We start from the raw sequence: 16,090 nt of genomic DNA, 5'->3' as shown, positions 1-16,090 counted from the left end.
CGATTCCCCGGTTGATCAGAGGGCAACCGGGTCAGCCGGGAGTGGGGACGGGGGTCTCCGTCGTCACGCCGTCCTCCAGGTTGAGGACGCGGTCGGCTTCGGCCAACAGGGCCTCGTCGTGGGTCGCGACGATGACCGTGACGCCCTCGCTGGAGACGACCGCGCGCAGCAGCGGCATGATCGCGGCGGCCGTTTCGGAGTCGAGCTGGCCGGTGGGCTCGTCCGCCAGCAGCAGGCGGGGACGGTTCGCCAGCGCGCGGGCGATCGCGACGCGCTGGCGCTGCCCGCCCGACAGCTCGTACGGGCGCTGGGCGGCATGATCGGCCAGGCCGACGAGGCCCAGCAGGACGCGGACGCGCTCGTCGCGTTCCGCCGGGGGCGTCCTGACCAGCCGCAGCGGAATCTCGACGTTCTCCGCGGCCGACAGCACGGGGATCAGGCCGTGCGACTGGAACACGTAGCCGATGTGGTCGCGGCGCAGGGCGAGCAGCTCGTCCTCGCTGAGGGCGCCGACGTCGCCGCCGTTCACGCGGACCGTGCCGCCGTCCGCGGTTTCGAGGCCGCCGATCAGGTTCAGCAGGGTCGTCTTCCCCGAGCCTGAGCGGCCCTTGATCGCGACGAGTTCCCCGGCCCCGACCGTGAAGGACACGCCGCGCAGCGCCGGAACCTCCAGGTCACCGGTGCGGAAGGTGCGGGTGAGCTTCTCCACGACCACCATCGGCTCAGTCATCGTCGCTCTCCTTCCGGACGGCCTCGCGATCCGGCCAGACGCCGACGTGGTCGGTCTCCAGGTTGAGGCGGACGCGGTCGCGCATTTCCAGCGCCGCCGTGAACCCCTTCGGGAGCTGGACGCGTCCGGCGCGGTCGAGCACCGCGTACTCCTCTGCGGTGCGGGTGCCGTCCTCGGCGGAACGGCGGCGGACCTCGCTGCTGGTGCGGCCGTCGCGGATGCCGATCGTCCGGTCGACGCGCTCGGTCACCTGCTTGTCGTGCGTGACGACGACGACCGTGGTGCCCAGCTCCTCGTTGACGCGGCGGAGCGCGGTGAAGACCTCGCCGCCGGTGGCGGTGTCCAGCTCGCCGGTCGGCTCGTCGGCGAGGACGACGTGGGGCTCGTTCGCGACGGCCACGGCGATGGCGATGCGCTGCTGCTGGCCGCCGGACAGCTCGTGCGGGCGGCGTCCCGCGCAGTCGCCGACGCCGAGCATGCCGAGGAGTTCGGCGGCGCGGGCGGCGCGGGCGCGGCGGGACCGTCCGGCGAACCGCATCGGCAGCGCGACGTTCTGCTCGGCGGTCAGGTACGGGAGCAGGTTGCGGGACGTCTGCTGCCAGATGAACCCGACCTGCTCGCGCCGGAACCGGAGCCGTTCCTTGGACGCCATCGTCAGCAGGTCGGCCCCGGCGACGCGGGCGACCCCGGCGGTCGGCACGTCCAGCCCGGACAGGATGTTCAGCAGCGTCGACTTCCCGGAGCCGGACGCCCCGACGATCGCGACCAGCTCGCCCGCGTCGACGAGCAGGTCGAGGCCCTGCAGCGCGACGACCTCGATGCCGTCGGTCTTGTAGATGCGGACGAGGTTGTCGCAGACGATGTGCGCGCCCTCGCCGTAGACGGGGCCGCGCTCGGCGGCGCGCCGCTCCAGCTCGGCCAGATCGGGTGCGTTGATGCTGCCGGGTGCGTTGGTGCTCAAGAGTCCCCCGTTCTCAGGACGGTTCCGGGGCGGGCGTCGAAGGCGCGGTCCACGGTGACGGCAGCGGCGGCGGCGAGGAGCAGCGCGCCGAGGAGGCCGAGCAGCGCGGGCAGGCTCGGGACGTGGGCGGTGACGGCGTGGCCGCCGGTGTAGGGGCGCAGGTCCACGACGGGGCCGGTGATCTCGGGCAGCAGCAGCCCGAGCACCCAGCCGGCGCCGACCGCGCAGAGCAGGACGGGGGCGATCTCCACGAGCGCGAGGCGGCGGCTCTGGCGGCGGGCGAGGCCGAGGGCGCGCAGGTGGGCGACGGTGCGGCTGCGGGCGCGGGCCCCGACGACGAGGACGAGCAGGACGGCGAGGAGCCCGAAGGCGCCGCCGATGAGGGAGCCGTCCCGGAAGGTGTCGCGGACGACGGTGACCATCGGCACGTCCGTCATGGTCCGCAGCACGTCCTGGCGGAGGTGGACGCCGCGTCCGGGGGCGGCGGCGCCGAGTTTCTTCGCGTCGATGTCGTCCCCGGAGAGGAAGACCTGCGACGGGAACCCGGTCGCGCCCGCGACGGCCTGGTACGGGACGACGACGAACGCGCTGCCCGGCGACTGTCCCGGGAAGTGCTCGATGACGCCGGGCGACTGGACGCGGATCGGGTCCATTCCGGCGCGGCTGAGCGTCGCCGGGCCGGGGGCCATCGTGCGGGCGGCGAGCGGCGAGGCGAGGGCGGCGGGCGCGCCGCCGGGGATTCCGGGCACGCCGGGCGCCAGCTTGCGGTAGGCGGCGAGGTCCACGCCGACGACGGTCAGCGGCGCCGTGTTCGACTGGGTCGTCACCTCCGTGATCACGCGGACGCGCACGGCTCCGGTGACGCCGGGGACGGCGCGGACGCGGGCGAGGGTCGCCTCGTCCATCGGCCCGGCCTCGATGCGGCCGTCGGCGCCGACCTCGGCCCAGGACGCGCGTTCCTGCCCGGTCCGCAGCCCCGTTTCGACGGTGGCGGCGAAGCCCGCGACGGTGGCGGCGAGCAGCAGGACGACGAGCGGGAGCGCGCCGACGAGGGTCTGCCGGGACGCGCGGGCGATGCCGATGAACGCGACCGCGCCGCGGCGGCGCCGCAGGAACGGACCGGCGGCGCGCAGCAGGTACGGGTAGACGCGCAGGACCAGCACGGCGAGGGCGGCGCCGAGCAGCACCGGTACGGCGGCGATCAGCGGGTCGGTGCCCGCCCGCTCCCCGCGCTGGCGCAGCAGCACGGCGGCGATCACGGCGAGGGCGACGAGCAGCGCGTCCAGGACGAACCGGCGCCGCGACGGCCGGGTCGAGACCAGGTCGTCCCGGCGGCCCGACGACCCGGCGCCCGCGTCGCGCTCCCGCAGGACCACGACGACCGGCACGGTGAGGACGGCGGCGACCGGCACGGCGACCGCGTAGATCGAGCTGGATTGGGGCGGCCCGGCGTCGAGGAGGCGTCCGGCGGCGTATCCGAGCGCCGCGGACGGGACGGCGGCGAGCGCCGTCAGCCCGCAGGCGGGCAGGGCGAGCTGCCGCAGCGACGCGCCGCGCGCCCGCATCGTCCAGAGGACGGGCCTGAGCCGTTCCCCGAGGAGCCCGGCGGCCAGCAGCAGCACCCCGGCGGCGACCGCGACGAGCCCGCCGAGCACCAGCCCGAGGACCGATTCGGCGGTGCGGAGCTGGCCCGCGAAGGCGTCCAGCCGGTCGTCCAGCGCGGTCACGACGGCACAGGGGAACATCCCGGTGCGGCCCTGGACGGCGGAGCGGAACGCGTCCATGTCGGCGGCGACGTCGCGGGCGCCGGACGCGCCGATCGCGCCGGGGCGGACCGGGAACCGCCAGCTGAAGGTGAAGTGCCGTCCGGGCGTGCGCGCGGCCATGGCGTACCCGGCGCCGTCGATCAGCGCCGTGCCCGCGTCGGCCTCCACGGGATCCCGGTCGCCGAGCGTCTCCCGCACCGGGTGCAGGATCCGGGCGCGGGGCGTCCAGTACGGGTCGGCGGCGTTCACCGGCTCGTACAGGCCGGTGATCTGGACGCGCAGCGCGGGCTCCGCGGGCGTGCCGCCCGCCGCGGCGATGCGGTCGCCGACCTTGTAGCCGAGCCGGTCGGCGAACGTCTTGGCGACCATGACCCGAAGGTCCTCGCCGGGCTTCAGGTCGAAGCTGTAGGAGGGGGTGCCGGCGACGATGCGGACGCGTTCCCACGCGCCGACGTCCCAGCCCAGGTAGAGCAGCCTCGGCCGGGAGAACCGGCCGTCGATGCCCATGCGGTCGCTGGTGGCGGACGCCTCGGGCTGCCCCGTCACCGCACGCAGGGACGGCGGCATCAGCTGCTGGTAGGTGAGGCCGTGGGAGACCAGCGCGTCCTGGCTCGGGACGGACGTCGTCGCGGCGATGTCCGCCGCCCGCCCCTCGACCCGGACGTCGGCGCCGGACCCGGCCGCGGCCGCCGCGCTCCGGTCGTATCCGGCGGCCATGCGGGCCGGGAGGGCGACGGCGAGCAGTGCGGACACCAGCGTCAGCACGGCCAGCGCGACGAGCGGCGCCCACTGCGCACGCGCCAGCCGCAGCCCCGCCCCCCACCTCATCGGTCCCTGCCTTTCTGGGGGGCGACCCCCAGACCCCCGAGTGGTCGGACCGATGATCCTCGCTCCGCTCCGGTCATCGGTCCTCCCCCACGCGCAACCCCGCGCCGACGTTCCGGCGGCGCAAGACCCGGATCACCGGGGGCAGCACCAGGCCGAGCACCGCGGCGACCCCGGCGACCATGCCGAGCACCACCGGCCACCGGACGACCAGGTCGGCGGGCGGGTACGGCTCGGCGGCCTGCACGCTCAGCACGACGTGCGGGACGACCAGCCGCGCCACGACCAGCCCGAGCAGCGTCCCGCCGAGGAGTCCGAGTACGACCAGGTACGCCTGCTCGATCGCGAGGACCCCGGTGACCTGCCGCGGCGGGACGCCGAGCGCCCGCAGCACGGCGAACTCGCGGGACCGCTCACCCGCCGTCACGGCCGCGTTCACCACGAACGCGATGACGGCGAACGCCAGCGCCGCGCCGAAGCCGAGCACCAGCGCACCTTGGAGCGCGGCGCCGAGCGGGGCGTCGCGGAGCTGGGAGCGCAGCTCGGCGCGGTCCGCGGCGACCTCGCCCCAGGCGGGATGATCGGCGAGCGACTTCGCGGCCGGGCCGGTGGCTCCGCCCCGTGCGGACGCCCACCATTCCCCGGGCGCGATGCTCGTCGGGTCCGCGCCGTTCGCGGCGAGCCGGGTGCCGGTCAGCGTCGGCAGGTCGACGAGGACGCCGGGCTCGCCGGGCGGGACGCTCGGCAGCGCGGGCGCGATCCCCACCACCTGTACCGGCTGCTCACCGTCGACGGTGCTGACCGTGACCTTGCCGCCGACGCCGACCTTGGCGCGGCGGGCCGTCTCCGCGGTGATGACGCCCGGCACGACCGGCTGGAGGTCGGTGTTCGTCCCGGCGCCCGAGTCCCGGGGAGGCGGCGGGCCCGCGATGAGCATGGCGTGGACGTCCCCGATGGTGTCGGAGAAGATCCTTTCCCCGGCCCACGACGGGTGCGCCGGGATGGCGAGCTTCGTCAGCGCGCCCTCCGCGGGCACGGCGGCCGCCTTCGGCCGCGAGTCCTGCGGCCGGACGAACACGTCCCAGCGGGCCCCGGCGGGAGGCGCCGCCTCCCCGGTGCCGTCGCCCCGCACGTGCAGCAGTTCCAGGTCGAGCGGCCCCGAGAAGGTGTTGGCGTCGAAGGAGTAGTGGAGGCCCCGGACCGACAGCGGATAGGACAGCGCACCGCCCGGGCCCGCGAGACCGGCGACGTCCAGCGCGAGGGTGTGCTCGCGTCCGTCCGCCGCGAGACCGGGCAGCGTCATCTCCCGGACCAGGCCGCGCGCGTCGGCGATCGTCACCGCCACCTCGTAGGGAAAGCCGGCGGACGGCTTGAGACCCAGTTCGTTCGGGGGCACCGGGCCGGCGCGGGTGAGCCGGACGTCGAACAGCAGCCGTCCCGGCTTTCCGGGGACGGTCAGCGCGGGCGTGGCCGGGCGTGCCCCGGCCAGCTCGGCCAGCCGCAGATCGTCGCGCAGGCCGGGCTGGACGCGCAGGACCCGGCCGAGCTCCCCGGCGTCGGCGGCGAGCAGCGTCGCGGGCGCGGTGCCGAGGTCGGCGTCGGAGCGGAGCACGGCCGTCGCCGCGGTCACGCCGGGCAGCGCCGCGACCCGTCCGCCCTGCCCGAGCACGGACGGGGACTGCGGGCCGCTCGCGCGGGCGACGCGCAGGTCGGCGCCGGCCTGGAAGTCGGCCTGGTCGGTCTGGGACCGGCGCCAGGTCGCCATCGTCGTCACCGACAGCACCCCGACCGCCATCGCCATGACCAGCAGCAGGACGGGCCCGGCGTACCGGAGGCGGCGCCGTCCGACCTGCCGGGTGCCGAGCGCGGTGACGAGCCCGCGCCCCCGCGTCGCGGCCCGCTCGGCGACCCGGGACGTCACCGGCACCACCCGGAGCAGCAGCACCCCGCCCGCGAGCAGCGCGAGCGCCGGGCCGGACACGATGAACGGATCGACCCCGGACGTGCCGGCCCCGCCGCCCGTGCCGTCGGCCCCGTACCGGGTGAGCTGCCAGATCGCGAGCCCGGCGACGAGGAGCAGCGCCAGGTCGGCGCCCGAGCCGCGCAGCCGCCGGGTCCGGCCGATCCCGGCCTGCGCCTCGACGAACGTGCGGTTCGCGCCGCGCAGCGTCGGGATCGTCAGGACGACCGCGCAGGTCAGCGCGGTCGCCACCGACACGATCCAGAGCGGCGCCATCGGCCCGGCGTCCAGCCGGAGGCCGGAGTCGCGCACCATCGGGGCGTGCGCGGCGAGCCGCAGCAGGGGCCCCGCCAGCAGCGGGCCGAGCACGGCGGCGGGCAGCACGATCAGCAGGCCCTCGAAGAGGCCGAGCCGCGCGAGCTGCCGCATCCCCATGCCCCGGGTCCGCAGCAGCGCGACCTCGCCGCGCCGGTGGTCGGCCAGCAGCCGCGAGACCAGCAGCCATGCGACCCCGGCCAGCAGGACGAGCTGGATCACCGGGATCAGCATCGTCGACCGTGCCACCAGCACGGCGTCGTCGAGCTGCGCGGTCAGCTCGGGCAGCTTGGTCACGACGGAGAACTGCGCGCCGTCACCGGCCTTCCTGAAGGTCTCCTCGGCGTTCGCGACGCGGTCGCCGAGGGGCCCGAGTTCGCCTGACTCCAGGCCGCGCAGGTCGGGCATGACCGTGAAGCGGGCGTCCGCGCCGGTGCCGGTGAAGCGGGCGGCGAACACGTCGGGCGGCACGACGAACGGCCCGTACGTCGTGTAGTCGAGCTTCTCGACGCCGGTCGTGAGGAGGCGGTCGCCCTGCCAGAAGTAGCCCTCCGGGTCGGGGACGTCGAACAGCCCGACGACGCGGACCTTGACGACGGATTTCTTGTCGACCCGCCCGTGGAGGACGAGGACGTCGTCCACGTCGGCGCGCATCGCGCGGGCGGCGGCGCCGGGCAGGGCCGCCTGGACCTCGCCGTCGCGCGCGGCGGTCGGGTCGGCGGCGGGCCAGCGCCCGCGCGTCAGCCGCGCGTGCTTCTCGATCCCGGTGTAGGTGCCGAACGCCGTCAGCTCGGGATGGTCGCTCTTCTCCTGCCCGGGAAGGGTGTAGGAGTCGCTGCGCACGCCGACCGAGATCGTGAGCGGGACGTCCCCGTACATCTGCGTGAGCGCCTGCCCGACCTGTCCCCGCACCTTGCCGAGCCCGTTGGCGGGGACGTTGGTGCCGATGGTCGTCCCGACCGACTCGAACGTCGCCCCGGCCAGGGTCTGGCGCAGCCCCTCGCGGGTGACCGATCCGGTGTAGCCGACCAGGGCGGCGAGGACGGTGGTGGCGAACAACGCGGTCGCGCATGCGGCCAGGATCAGCGTCCTGTCCCCGGCCATGCGCCTGAGAACCATCCCCCGACCCCTCACGATCGCTCATGATCATTGATGGGTCGTGGGCGTTACAAGAGGCCGTGACGTTTCTGTGCCGATTCGCAACCCTCTTGCAATAAGGACAAATTACGCATTAGCGGCCCAGATCGAGGGGCCTTCCGGCCGGACGGCCTCGGCACGCCGCAAGATGTCCGCAGGCTCCAGCGCCGCCCCCGCCTCGAAGGCCGCCGCGAATGCGGCGTCGTCCAGGGCGCCGCGGGCGCGTTCCTCGGCGCGGGCGGCGGCGGCCTGCTCCGACCGTCCGGGCCGGACGCCGCTCGTCTCCCGGACCGACGCCGCCTTGCCGAGCGCCTCGGCCGCCTGCCCGTGATATCCGGACAGCGCCAGCGCGCAGGCCAGCCCCTCCAAGGCCCCGGCCGTGTCCCTCGGCGCCTCCAGCCGGAGCGCGACGGTCAGCGCGTCGCGCTGGTAGGTGAGGGCGGCGGCCACGTCGCCGCGCGCCTCGGCCACCTCACCGAGCGCACTCTGGACCATCGGCAGGTAGAGCGGCGGGAACTCCTCCGGGGACGCGGCCCGGAGCAGGGGTTCGAGGCGGTCTTCGGCGTCCTCCAGCCGTCCCTCGGCGCACGCCGCCAGGCCCAGCCCGACCTCGGCGAACATGACGGCGCCCGCGTGGCCCTGCTCCACGGCCACGCGCAGCGCCCGGCCGAAGAGCCGCCGCGCGGCGGCCGGATCCCCGCGCAGGTGCGCGACCCAGCCGCGCCACGCCATCCGGACGGCGGCGTCCGGCCACATGTGCAGCTCCTCGGCCATCCGCTGCCCGTCGAGCTGGAGCCGCTCGGCCCGGTCGTAGTCGCCGGTCAGCTCCGCCAGCGCGCCCAGCCACTCGACCGCCTGGAGCTGCCCCCAGCGGTCGCCGGTCTCGCCGAACAGCACGGCCGCCCGCTCGGCGTCGCGGCGCAGCGCGACCGGGTCGCCGTGCGCGTGCGCCTGCTTGGCCCGCAGGACCAGCGCCGCCGCCTCGCCCCACCGGTCGCCGCACGCGCGGAACCCGGCCAAAGCCTCGTCCACCACGATGGCGCCCGCGGCGGTGTCCTCCACGTCGAAATGGGCGAACGTCAGGAACCAGCGCGCCCAGGCCCGCAGGCCCGGATCGCCGGACGCGTCAACGAGCGCGAGCGCCTCGTCGCGGCGCGCGGCGCCATCGCCTCCGGCGCCCTTCAGGACGGCGAGCCCCGCGCGCCATGTCAGCGCCCGCGCCCGCCCGGCGGATGGGCCGCCCTCCAGCGAGAGCGCGGCGTCCAGCGAACGCAGCGCCTCGGTCAGCCGGCCGCGCAGGAACCAGTACCAGGCCAGCGCGTTGACCAGCCGGAGCGCGTCCCCGGCGGCGCGGCCGGTGACGGCGTCGTCCAGCGCGGTCCGGACGTTGGCGGCCTCGGTGTCGAGCGTCCGCAGCCAGCGTGCCTGGTCGTGCCCGTAGAGGTGCCGCTCGGCGCGTTCGGCCAGGCCGATGTAGTGGAGCCGGTGCGCCCGCCGGACGTGCTCGTCCTCCCCCGCCTCGGCGAGCCGCTCGGCGGCGTAGGCGGCGACCGACTCCAGCAGCCGGTACCGGGGCGGCTCGCCCGGCCGTTCCGTCATGACGACCAGCGAGCGGTCGACCAGCCGGACCAGCATGTCCAGCACCTCGGCCTCCGGGACGTCGCCGCCCGCGCACACCGCCTCGGCGGACTCCAGCGCGCAGCCGTCGGCGTGCACGGACAGCCGCCGCAGGACGGCCCGTTCCGGCGCGGTCAGCAGGTCCCAGCTCCAGTCGATCACCGCGGTGAGCGTCCGCTGCCGGGCCGGGGCGCCGCGATGCCCGGACGACAGCAGCCGGAACCGGTCGTCCAGCCGGGCGACGAGGCCCTCGACGCCGAGCGTCCGCACCTTGGTCGCGGCGAGCTCAAGCGCGAGCGGGAGCCCGTCCAGGCGGCGGCACAGCTCCCCGACCGGCCCGGCGGTCGCGGCGTCCAGCCGGAACCCGCGGGACGCCGCCTCCGCCCGCGCCGCGAACAGCCGCACCGCGCTCGCCGCGCTGGCGTCGTCGCCGTCGCCGGGCACCTCCAGCGGCGGGACGGCCCACACCACCTCGCCCGCCAGCCCCAGCGGCTCCCGGCTCGTCGCGAGGATCCGCACGCCGGGAACCCCGCGCAGCAGCCGCTCCGCCAGCTCGGCGGCCTGCTCGATCACGTGCTCGCAGTTGTCCAGGACGAGCAGCAGCCTGCGGGCGCCGAGCGCCGCCGCGAGCCGGTCGAGCGCGGCCTCCGGCGCCCCCGGCGCGTCCCGGATGTCGAGGCTCGCCGTGACGACCTCGGCCAGGTCGGGCACCGTCGAGCGCTCGAACCCGGCCAGCTCCGCCATCCAGACGCCGTCGCCGAACGCGTCCACCAGCCCGGTCGCCGCCTCCACCGCCAGCCGCGTCTTCCCGACGCCGCCGGGGCCGGTCAGCGTGACCAGCCGGTCGGTGCCGATCCTGGCGCGGATCTCCCTGGCGGCGTCCTCGCGGCCGATCAGCTCGGTCGGCGGGACGGGCAGGTTCGACCGCGGCCCCGGTGCGGGCGGCACGGGCGCACTGAGCCCGGGGTCCTGCCGCAGGATCGCGCGTTGCAGATCGGCCAGCTCGGCGCCGGGGTCGAGGCCCAGCTCGTCGGCGACCAGCGTCCGGTGGCGCTCGAAGCTCTCCAGCGCCTCGCTCTGCCGTCCCGCCCGGTACAGCGCCAGCATGTGCGCGGCCCGCAGCCGCTCGCGCAGCGGATGCTCGCCGACCGCGGCACCGAGCTCCCCTGCCAGCGCCCCGTGCTCGCCGAGCAGCAGCCGCGCCTCGGCGTGCTCCTCCAGCGCGGTCAGCCGCAGCTCCTCCAGCCGCGCGGACGCGGCCCGGGTGAACGGCTCGTCCGCGAAGTCGGCGAACGCCGGGCCGCGCCAGAGGCCGAGCGCCTCGGCCAGCAGCGCCGCCCGCTCCTTCGGCTCGCCCGCCTCCCGCGCCCGCCCGACCAGGGCCTGGAACCGCAGCGCGTCCACGCGCTCCTCGCCCGCCCCCAGCAGGTATCCGGCGGGACGCGACGCCACCAGCGCCCGCGCGCCCGGCTCCGCGTCCTCCAGCACCCGACGCAGCTGCGACACCTTCGCCGACAGCGACCCCATCGGGTTCCCGGGCGGCGCGTCGCCCCACAGGTCGTCGATCAGCCGGTCGGCGGGCACCGGGCGCCCGTCGTTGACCAGCAGGTCCGCCAGCAGGGCCCGCACCTTCAGGCCGGGCACGGGAACGAGCCCGCCGTCGTCCGTCCAGACGGCGAGCGGCCCGAGCACCCCGAAACGCACGCCCCGCACCCTATCCGCGCGCCGCCGGAAACGACCTGGCCGATCCGTCCGCCCCGGAAGACCTTGCCGCCGGGTCAGCTCCCGGGGCAGGTCAGAACGGGTTCGCGCTGGCAGCGGCGTGATCGCCAGCACCGCGACGGCCGCCCGCCGGCGCCGGGCGCGCGGGCGCTCTCGTCATCGCAGCCGCACGCCCGGGGTCTGGAGGTGGGACCGTAAGAATTCCGTAAACGACCTGGGCCATGGTGGTTCCAGCTCGCCGGACGGCGAACGATGAACATCGGAGGACATCATGCGCAAGATCATCAACTCGACCTACATCTCGCTGGACGGCGTGATCGAGAACCCGCAGAACTGGACCTCGGCCTACTTCCAGGACGAGGCCGCCGCCTACGCCCGCGACCTGCTGTTCTCCTGCGACGCGATCCTGATGGGACGCGCGACGTTCGACGGCTTCTCGCAGGCGTGGCCGGCGATGGAGGAGGCGACCGGCGACTTCGGCGTCCGGATGAACACCCTGCCCCACTACGTCGTGTCCGACTCGCTGCAGAAGCCCGGCTGGGGCGACACCACGGCCATCCGCCGGGCGGACGCCGTCGCGGAGATCGCCAAGCTGAAGGAGCAGGACGGCCAGGACATCCTGCAGTACGGCTTCGGCGCGGTGTCCCGGACCCTCGTCGACAACGGCCTGCTGGACGAGCTGCGCCTGTGGATCCACCCCGTCATCGTCGGTACCGGCGACCCGGCGGAGCTGCTCACCCGCGCGGACTTCTCGGCGACGTTCGAGCTGGCCGACACCCGGTCCTTCAAGACCGGCGTCATCGTCGCGACCTACACCCCGGTCGCGAAATAGCACGCCGGGCTCGGGGGCACACCGGCGGCCGGGTGACCGGGCCCGCCGGGGCACGCCGGGCGGCGCCTGCCTGCTGAGCGCCGCCCGGCTCCTCACCACCCCGCCCTAGGGTGAAGGCTTAGAAACCGCCCAGGAGAAGCTGGTCGAGCATGCCGTCCAGGAAGCCGGGGGTCCGGACGGGCGGCTCCGCCTGGAGGCCGAGCCGGTTGAGGACGTCGCGGTACCGGGTGATGTCGGAGGGCCGGTCCGGGTAGAGGGCGCCGGTGAGCTGCTCCAGGTAGACGACGTCGGGCAGCTCCGGCTCGGCGAACCGCAGCAGCGTCACCGGGCCGCACTCGGCCGCGTGCCCGCCGGACGCGAACGGCAGCACCTGCAGCGAGACGTTCGGCAGCCACGACATGTCGATCAGGAACCGGAGCTGCGCGGCCATCGTCTCGGGGCCGCCGACCTGGCGGCGCAGCGCCGCCTCGTCCACCACGGCCCACAGCTTCAGCGGCCCCGGCCGCTCGAACACCCGGCGCCGGCGCCGCATCCGCAGCTCGACCCGCCGCTCGATCTCCTCCGCGGGCGCCTCCGGATGCCGGGCCGTGAGGAGGGCGCGGGCGTACTCGGGGGTCTGCAGCAGTTCGGGGACGTCCTGGACCTCGTACACGCGGGCGATCACGGCGCCCTGCTCCAGCCCGAGGTAGGGCTCGTACCAGGGCGGGACCAGGTCGCCGTACTCCTGCCACCAGCTCGGCCGGTTGGCGAGGTCGACGAGTTCCAGCAGCGCGTCGCGGCGGTCGGGGTCGAGCACGCCGTAGAGGGTGAGCAGGTCGGCGACGTCGCGTTCCTTGAGCCCGACGCGGCCCAGCTCCATCCGGCTGATCTTGGAGTGCGAGCCGCGGATCTCGTAGGCGGCGGCCTCGGTGGAGATCCGCGCCTTCTCGCGGAAGCGGCGCAGCTGCGCCCCGACCAGCAGGCGCGGGACCGTCGGGCCCGCGATCCGCTGGTGCCCGTTGCCGTGCGTCCGCCCGTAGGTGTAGCCGCTGGTGGGGACGGTCCGGCCCGGCCACGTCTCCGCCACGTCGTCCGGATGTTCGCCGGGGCTCATCGCGTCCCGGCCCGGGCGCGTGCGGACCGCGGCGCCGGGCCGCCGATCGGGGACTCTGACGGCACATGGGTCCGTGGTGCGGGGAGTCCCACGGGATGCCTCCTCAGGGCGCGCAAGAACCTTTCCTCCGGGAGAAGTTACTCGTCAATCACTGACTTGCCCAGCTATCCCGATTGTCCGGTTTCATCCCGATCTCGGGATATGCATCGCGCCAACGCGCGTGAGCCCCCCGTGACCTGGCACGATACGGCTCCAAGAAAAATCTTGGAAGAAGTCCGGCCGGGGATGTCGATCCGGCCGGAACCTCTTCGACGCGTCAGTGAGGGCCGGGAGGGACCGGCCACCGAGACTGAGGAGACCACCATGCGGTTCTTGCTGATGACCACCGACGACAACTCGGCCGACACCCCGCCGGACGAGACCATGATGGCCGAGATGGGCAAGTTCATCGAGGAGACGTCCAAGGCGGGGGTGCTGCTGGCCACCGGCGGGCTGGAGCCGCACGGCACCCGGATCGCCTCCTCCGGCGGCAAGGTCACCATCACGGACGGCCCGTTCGCCGAGGCCAAGGAGTCCGTCGTCGGGTTCGCGCTGGTCGAGGTGCGCACCCGGGAGGAGGCGATCGAGCTGTCCAAGCGCTTCTACAAGATCGTCGGAGACGGCGAGGGCGTCATCAAGCAGGTCTTCGGCCCCGGCGACTGAGCCCGGCGGCCGAGCTTGCGCGGCGGCCGGTGCGGGTGCTCTCATCGACAGCGTGACGACACCGAACGGGCCCGGTACGGGCAGGTCAGGTGGGGAAGGCCCCGGCGAGGACAGGTCCCGCGTGGATGCGAGCATCGACGCGGTGTGGCGGCTGGAGGCCGCCCGCATCATCGCCGGCCTCGCCCGGATGGTGCACGACATCGGGCTCGCCGAGGAACTCGCGCAGGACGCGCTGGTCGCCGCGCTCGAACAGTGGCCGGAGTCAGGCGTCCCGGACAACCCGGGCGCCTGGCTCATGGCCGTCGGCAAGCGCCGCGCCATCGACCGGATCCGCCGCCGGCAGCGCCTCGAGCACAAGCTGGAGGAGATCGGCCGCGACCTGGAGACGCAGGCGCCGCCGGAGCTCGACGTCCCCGACGAGGAGCACATCGAGGACGACGTGCTCCGCCTCGTCTTCACCGCCTGCCATCCCGTGCTGTCCACGCAGGCCAGGGTCGCGCTGACGCTGCGGATGCTCGGCGGCCTGACCACCGAGGAGATCGCGCGGGCGTTCCTCACCGCCGAGCCGACCGTCGCGCAGCGGATCGTCCGGGCGAAGCGGACGCTGTCGGACGCGGGCGTCCCGTTCGAGGTCCCCGAGGGACCGGACCGGGCCGCGCGGCTGTCGTCCGTCCTGGAGGTCATCTACCTGATCTTCAACGAGGGCTACACGGCCACGGCGGGCGACGACTGGCTGCGGGCCGACCTGTGCCAGGAGGCGCTGCGCCTCGGCCGGAGCCTCGCCGAGCTGGCGCCCGGCGAGCCCGAGGTGCACGGGCTGGTCGCGCTGATGGAGATCCAGGCGTCCCGGACGCGGGCGCGCACCGGGCCGTCCGGCGAGCCCGTCCCCCTCGCCGACCAGGACCGTGGCCGCTGGGACCGCCTCCTCATCCACCGCGGCTTCGCCGCACTCCTCCGGGCCAAGGCCATCAGCGAGCCCTCGGGCGGTTCCGGGGGGTGCGGGGGGTCGTCCCCCCACACGACACCCGGCCCCTACGTTCTCCAGGCGGCGATCGCCGCGTGCCACGCGCAGGCCCCCGCCGCCGAGGACACCGACTGGGCGCAGATCGCGTCGCTGTACGAGATCCTCGCGCGCGTCGCCCCGTCCCCCGTCGTGGAGCTGAACCGGGCGGTGGCGGTCGGCATGGCGCACGGGCCGGCCAGGGGCCTGGAGATCGCGGACGCGCTGCTGGACGAGCCGTCCCTGCGCGGCTACCACCTGCTGCCGAGCGTCCGCGGTGACCTGCTCGCCCGGCTCGGCCGCGCCGCCGAGGCACGGGAGCAGTTCGAACGCGCCGCCGCGATGACCCGCAACGCCCCCGAACGCAAGGTCCTCCTGGACCGCGCCGCCGCATTGGCCACCACCTAGGGAACAGGCATCAAACGGTGTTTGCTACTTAGGTGAAGCCGATGCTCGGAGAGGAACCCCCGGTGATCGATCGCGCAGCCGTTCAAGCCGCCAGTGCCCGGGTGGACGGCCACGTCCGCCGCACGCCCGTACTCGCCGTGGACCCGGCGCCGTTCGCGCCCGCCGCGCGCATGTGGCTGAAGCTGGAGCTGACCCAGCACACCGGGACGTTCAAGGCGCGCGGCGCGTTCAACCACATCCTCGCCGCGCGGGACGAGGGCCGCCTGCCGGACTCCGGCGTCGTCGCGGCATCCGGCGGCAACGCGGGCCTCGCGTTCGCGTACGCGGCGTCGCAGGCGGGCGTCCCGGCCGAGGTGTACGTGCCGGAGACCGCGCCGCCGGTGAAGGTCGCCCGGCTGCGCGCGCTCGGCGCCACGGTCGTCCAGGTCGGTACCCGGTACGCCGAGGCGCAGGACGCCGCGACCAAGCGCGCCGCCGACACCGGCGCGCTGTTCTGCCACGCCTACGACCTCCCCGAGGTCTGCGCGGGTCAGGGCACGCTCGGCGTGGAGATCCTGGAGCAGACCGGCGGGGAGGTCGACACGGTCCTGCTGGCGGTCGGCGGCGGTGGCCTGATGGCGGGCGTCGCCACCGCCCTTGAGAGCCACGCCCGCGTCGTCGGCGTCGAGCCCGAAGGCATCCCGACCCTCGAACGGGCCCTGCACGAGGGGCGCCCGGTCGACGTGGACGTCTCGTCCATCGCCGCCGACTCGCTCGGCGCCACCCGGCTCGGCGAGATCGCGTTCTCCGTCGCGTCCCGGACCGGGGTGGGGTCGGTCCTCGTCACCGAGGAGGCGATCATCGAGGCACGCCGCTTCATCTGGGACGAGTACCGCCTGGCCGTCGAACACGGCACCGCCACCGCCGTGGCCGCGCTCCGCTCAGGCGCCTACCGCCCGGCCCCCGGCGAACGCGTCATGCTCGTCCTCTGCGGCGCCAACACCGACCCCTCCGACCTGACCTGACACCACCCCCGACCAGGG

General features: G+C 75.1%; 10 protein-coding genes. 4 read left to right on the top strand and 6 right to left on the bottom strand.

Going from position 1 to position 16,090, the window contains the following annotated elements; all coding sequences use genetic code 11:
• Positions 1-31 precede the first annotated feature (31 nt).
• The 5 genes from ACH34S_RS29220 to ACH34S_RS29200 all read right to left on the bottom strand — a co-directional run bounded on the left by ACH34S_RS29220 (position 32) and on the right by ACH34S_RS29200 (position 11,015).
• Positions 32-730: an ABC transporter ATP-binding protein gene (locus ACH34S_RS29220; RefSeq protein WP_395956035.1), complete on the bottom strand. Its 699-nt coding sequence runs from the start codon at positions 728-730 to the stop codon at positions 32-34.
• Positions 723-1,691 carry an ABC transporter ATP-binding protein gene (locus ACH34S_RS29215; protein ID WP_395956034.1) on the bottom strand — a complete coding sequence of 323 codons (969 nt, stop codon included), beginning with the start codon at positions 1,689-1,691 and terminating at the stop codon, positions 723-725. Before ACH34S_RS29215 ends, ACH34S_RS29220 begins: the two co-directional genes overlap by 8 nt.
• Positions 1,688-4,285 (bottom strand): CRISPR-associated protein Cas5, encoded by a 2,598-nt coding sequence (gene cas5 / locus ACH34S_RS29210; RefSeq protein ID WP_395956033.1) that lies wholly within the window; start codon positions 4,283-4,285, stop codon positions 1,688-1,690. The genes ACH34S_RS29215 and cas5 overlap by 4 nt, the downstream gene beginning before the upstream one ends.
• A gap of 73 nt (positions 4,286-4,358) precedes the next feature.
• Entirely contained in the window at positions 4,359-7,676 is a 3,318-nt protein-coding gene (locus tag ACH34S_RS29205; RefSeq protein WP_395956032.1) for an FtsX-like permease family protein, read from the bottom strand.
• Between the two features lie 105 nt (positions 7,677-7,781).
• Positions 7,782-11,015 (bottom strand): BTAD domain-containing putative transcriptional regulator, encoded by a 3,234-nt coding sequence (locus ACH34S_RS29200; RefSeq protein ID WP_395956031.1) that lies wholly within the window; start codon positions 11,013-11,015, stop codon positions 7,782-7,784.
• A gap of 289 nt (positions 11,016-11,304) precedes the next feature.
• Between ACH34S_RS29200 and ACH34S_RS29195 the strand changes: the two genes are divergently transcribed.
• A complete protein-coding gene (locus ACH34S_RS29195) occupies positions 11,305-11,865 on the top strand; it encodes a dihydrofolate reductase family protein (RefSeq protein WP_395956030.1) in 561 nt (186 codons plus the stop codon).
• 118 nt (positions 11,866-11,983) lie between these two features.
• Here ACH34S_RS29195 and ACH34S_RS29190 read toward each other — a convergent pair whose 3' ends face one another.
• Positions 11,984-12,958 carry a helix-turn-helix domain-containing protein gene (locus tag ACH34S_RS29190; RefSeq protein WP_395956029.1) on the bottom strand — a complete coding sequence of 325 codons (975 nt, stop codon included), beginning with the start codon at positions 12,956-12,958 and terminating at the stop codon, positions 11,984-11,986.
• 363 nt (positions 12,959-13,321) lie between these two features.
• Here ACH34S_RS29190 and ACH34S_RS29185 point away from each other — a divergent pair, with 363 nt between their 5' ends.
• The 3 genes from ACH34S_RS29185 (at position 13,322) to ACH34S_RS29175 (ending at position 16,072) form a co-directional block, all read left to right on the top strand.
• The gene (locus tag ACH34S_RS29185; protein ID WP_395956028.1) at positions 13,322-13,660 is read left to right on the top strand and encodes a YciI family protein; all 339 of its coding nucleotides are present in this window, start codon (positions 13,322-13,324) and stop codon (positions 13,658-13,660) included.
• 121 nt (positions 13,661-13,781) lie between these two features.
• Positions 13,782-15,068, top strand: coding sequence for an RNA polymerase sigma factor (locus ACH34S_RS29180; protein WP_395956027.1), 1,287 nt, complete (start codon positions 13,782-13,784; stop codon positions 15,066-15,068).
• A gap of 62 nt (positions 15,069-15,130) precedes the next feature.
• Positions 15,131-16,072, top strand: coding sequence for a threonine/serine dehydratase (locus tag ACH34S_RS29175; protein WP_395956026.1), 942 nt, complete (start codon positions 15,131-15,133; stop codon positions 16,070-16,072).
• The last annotated feature ends 18 nt before the right edge of the window (positions 16,073-16,090 follow it).

Source organism: Actinomadura sp. 3N508 (genome assembly GCF_044326375.1).
GTDB lineage: Bacteria > Actinomycetota > Actinomycetes > Streptosporangiales > Streptosporangiaceae > Spirillospora.
This window is presented reverse-complemented; position numbering and strand designations above follow the sequence as displayed.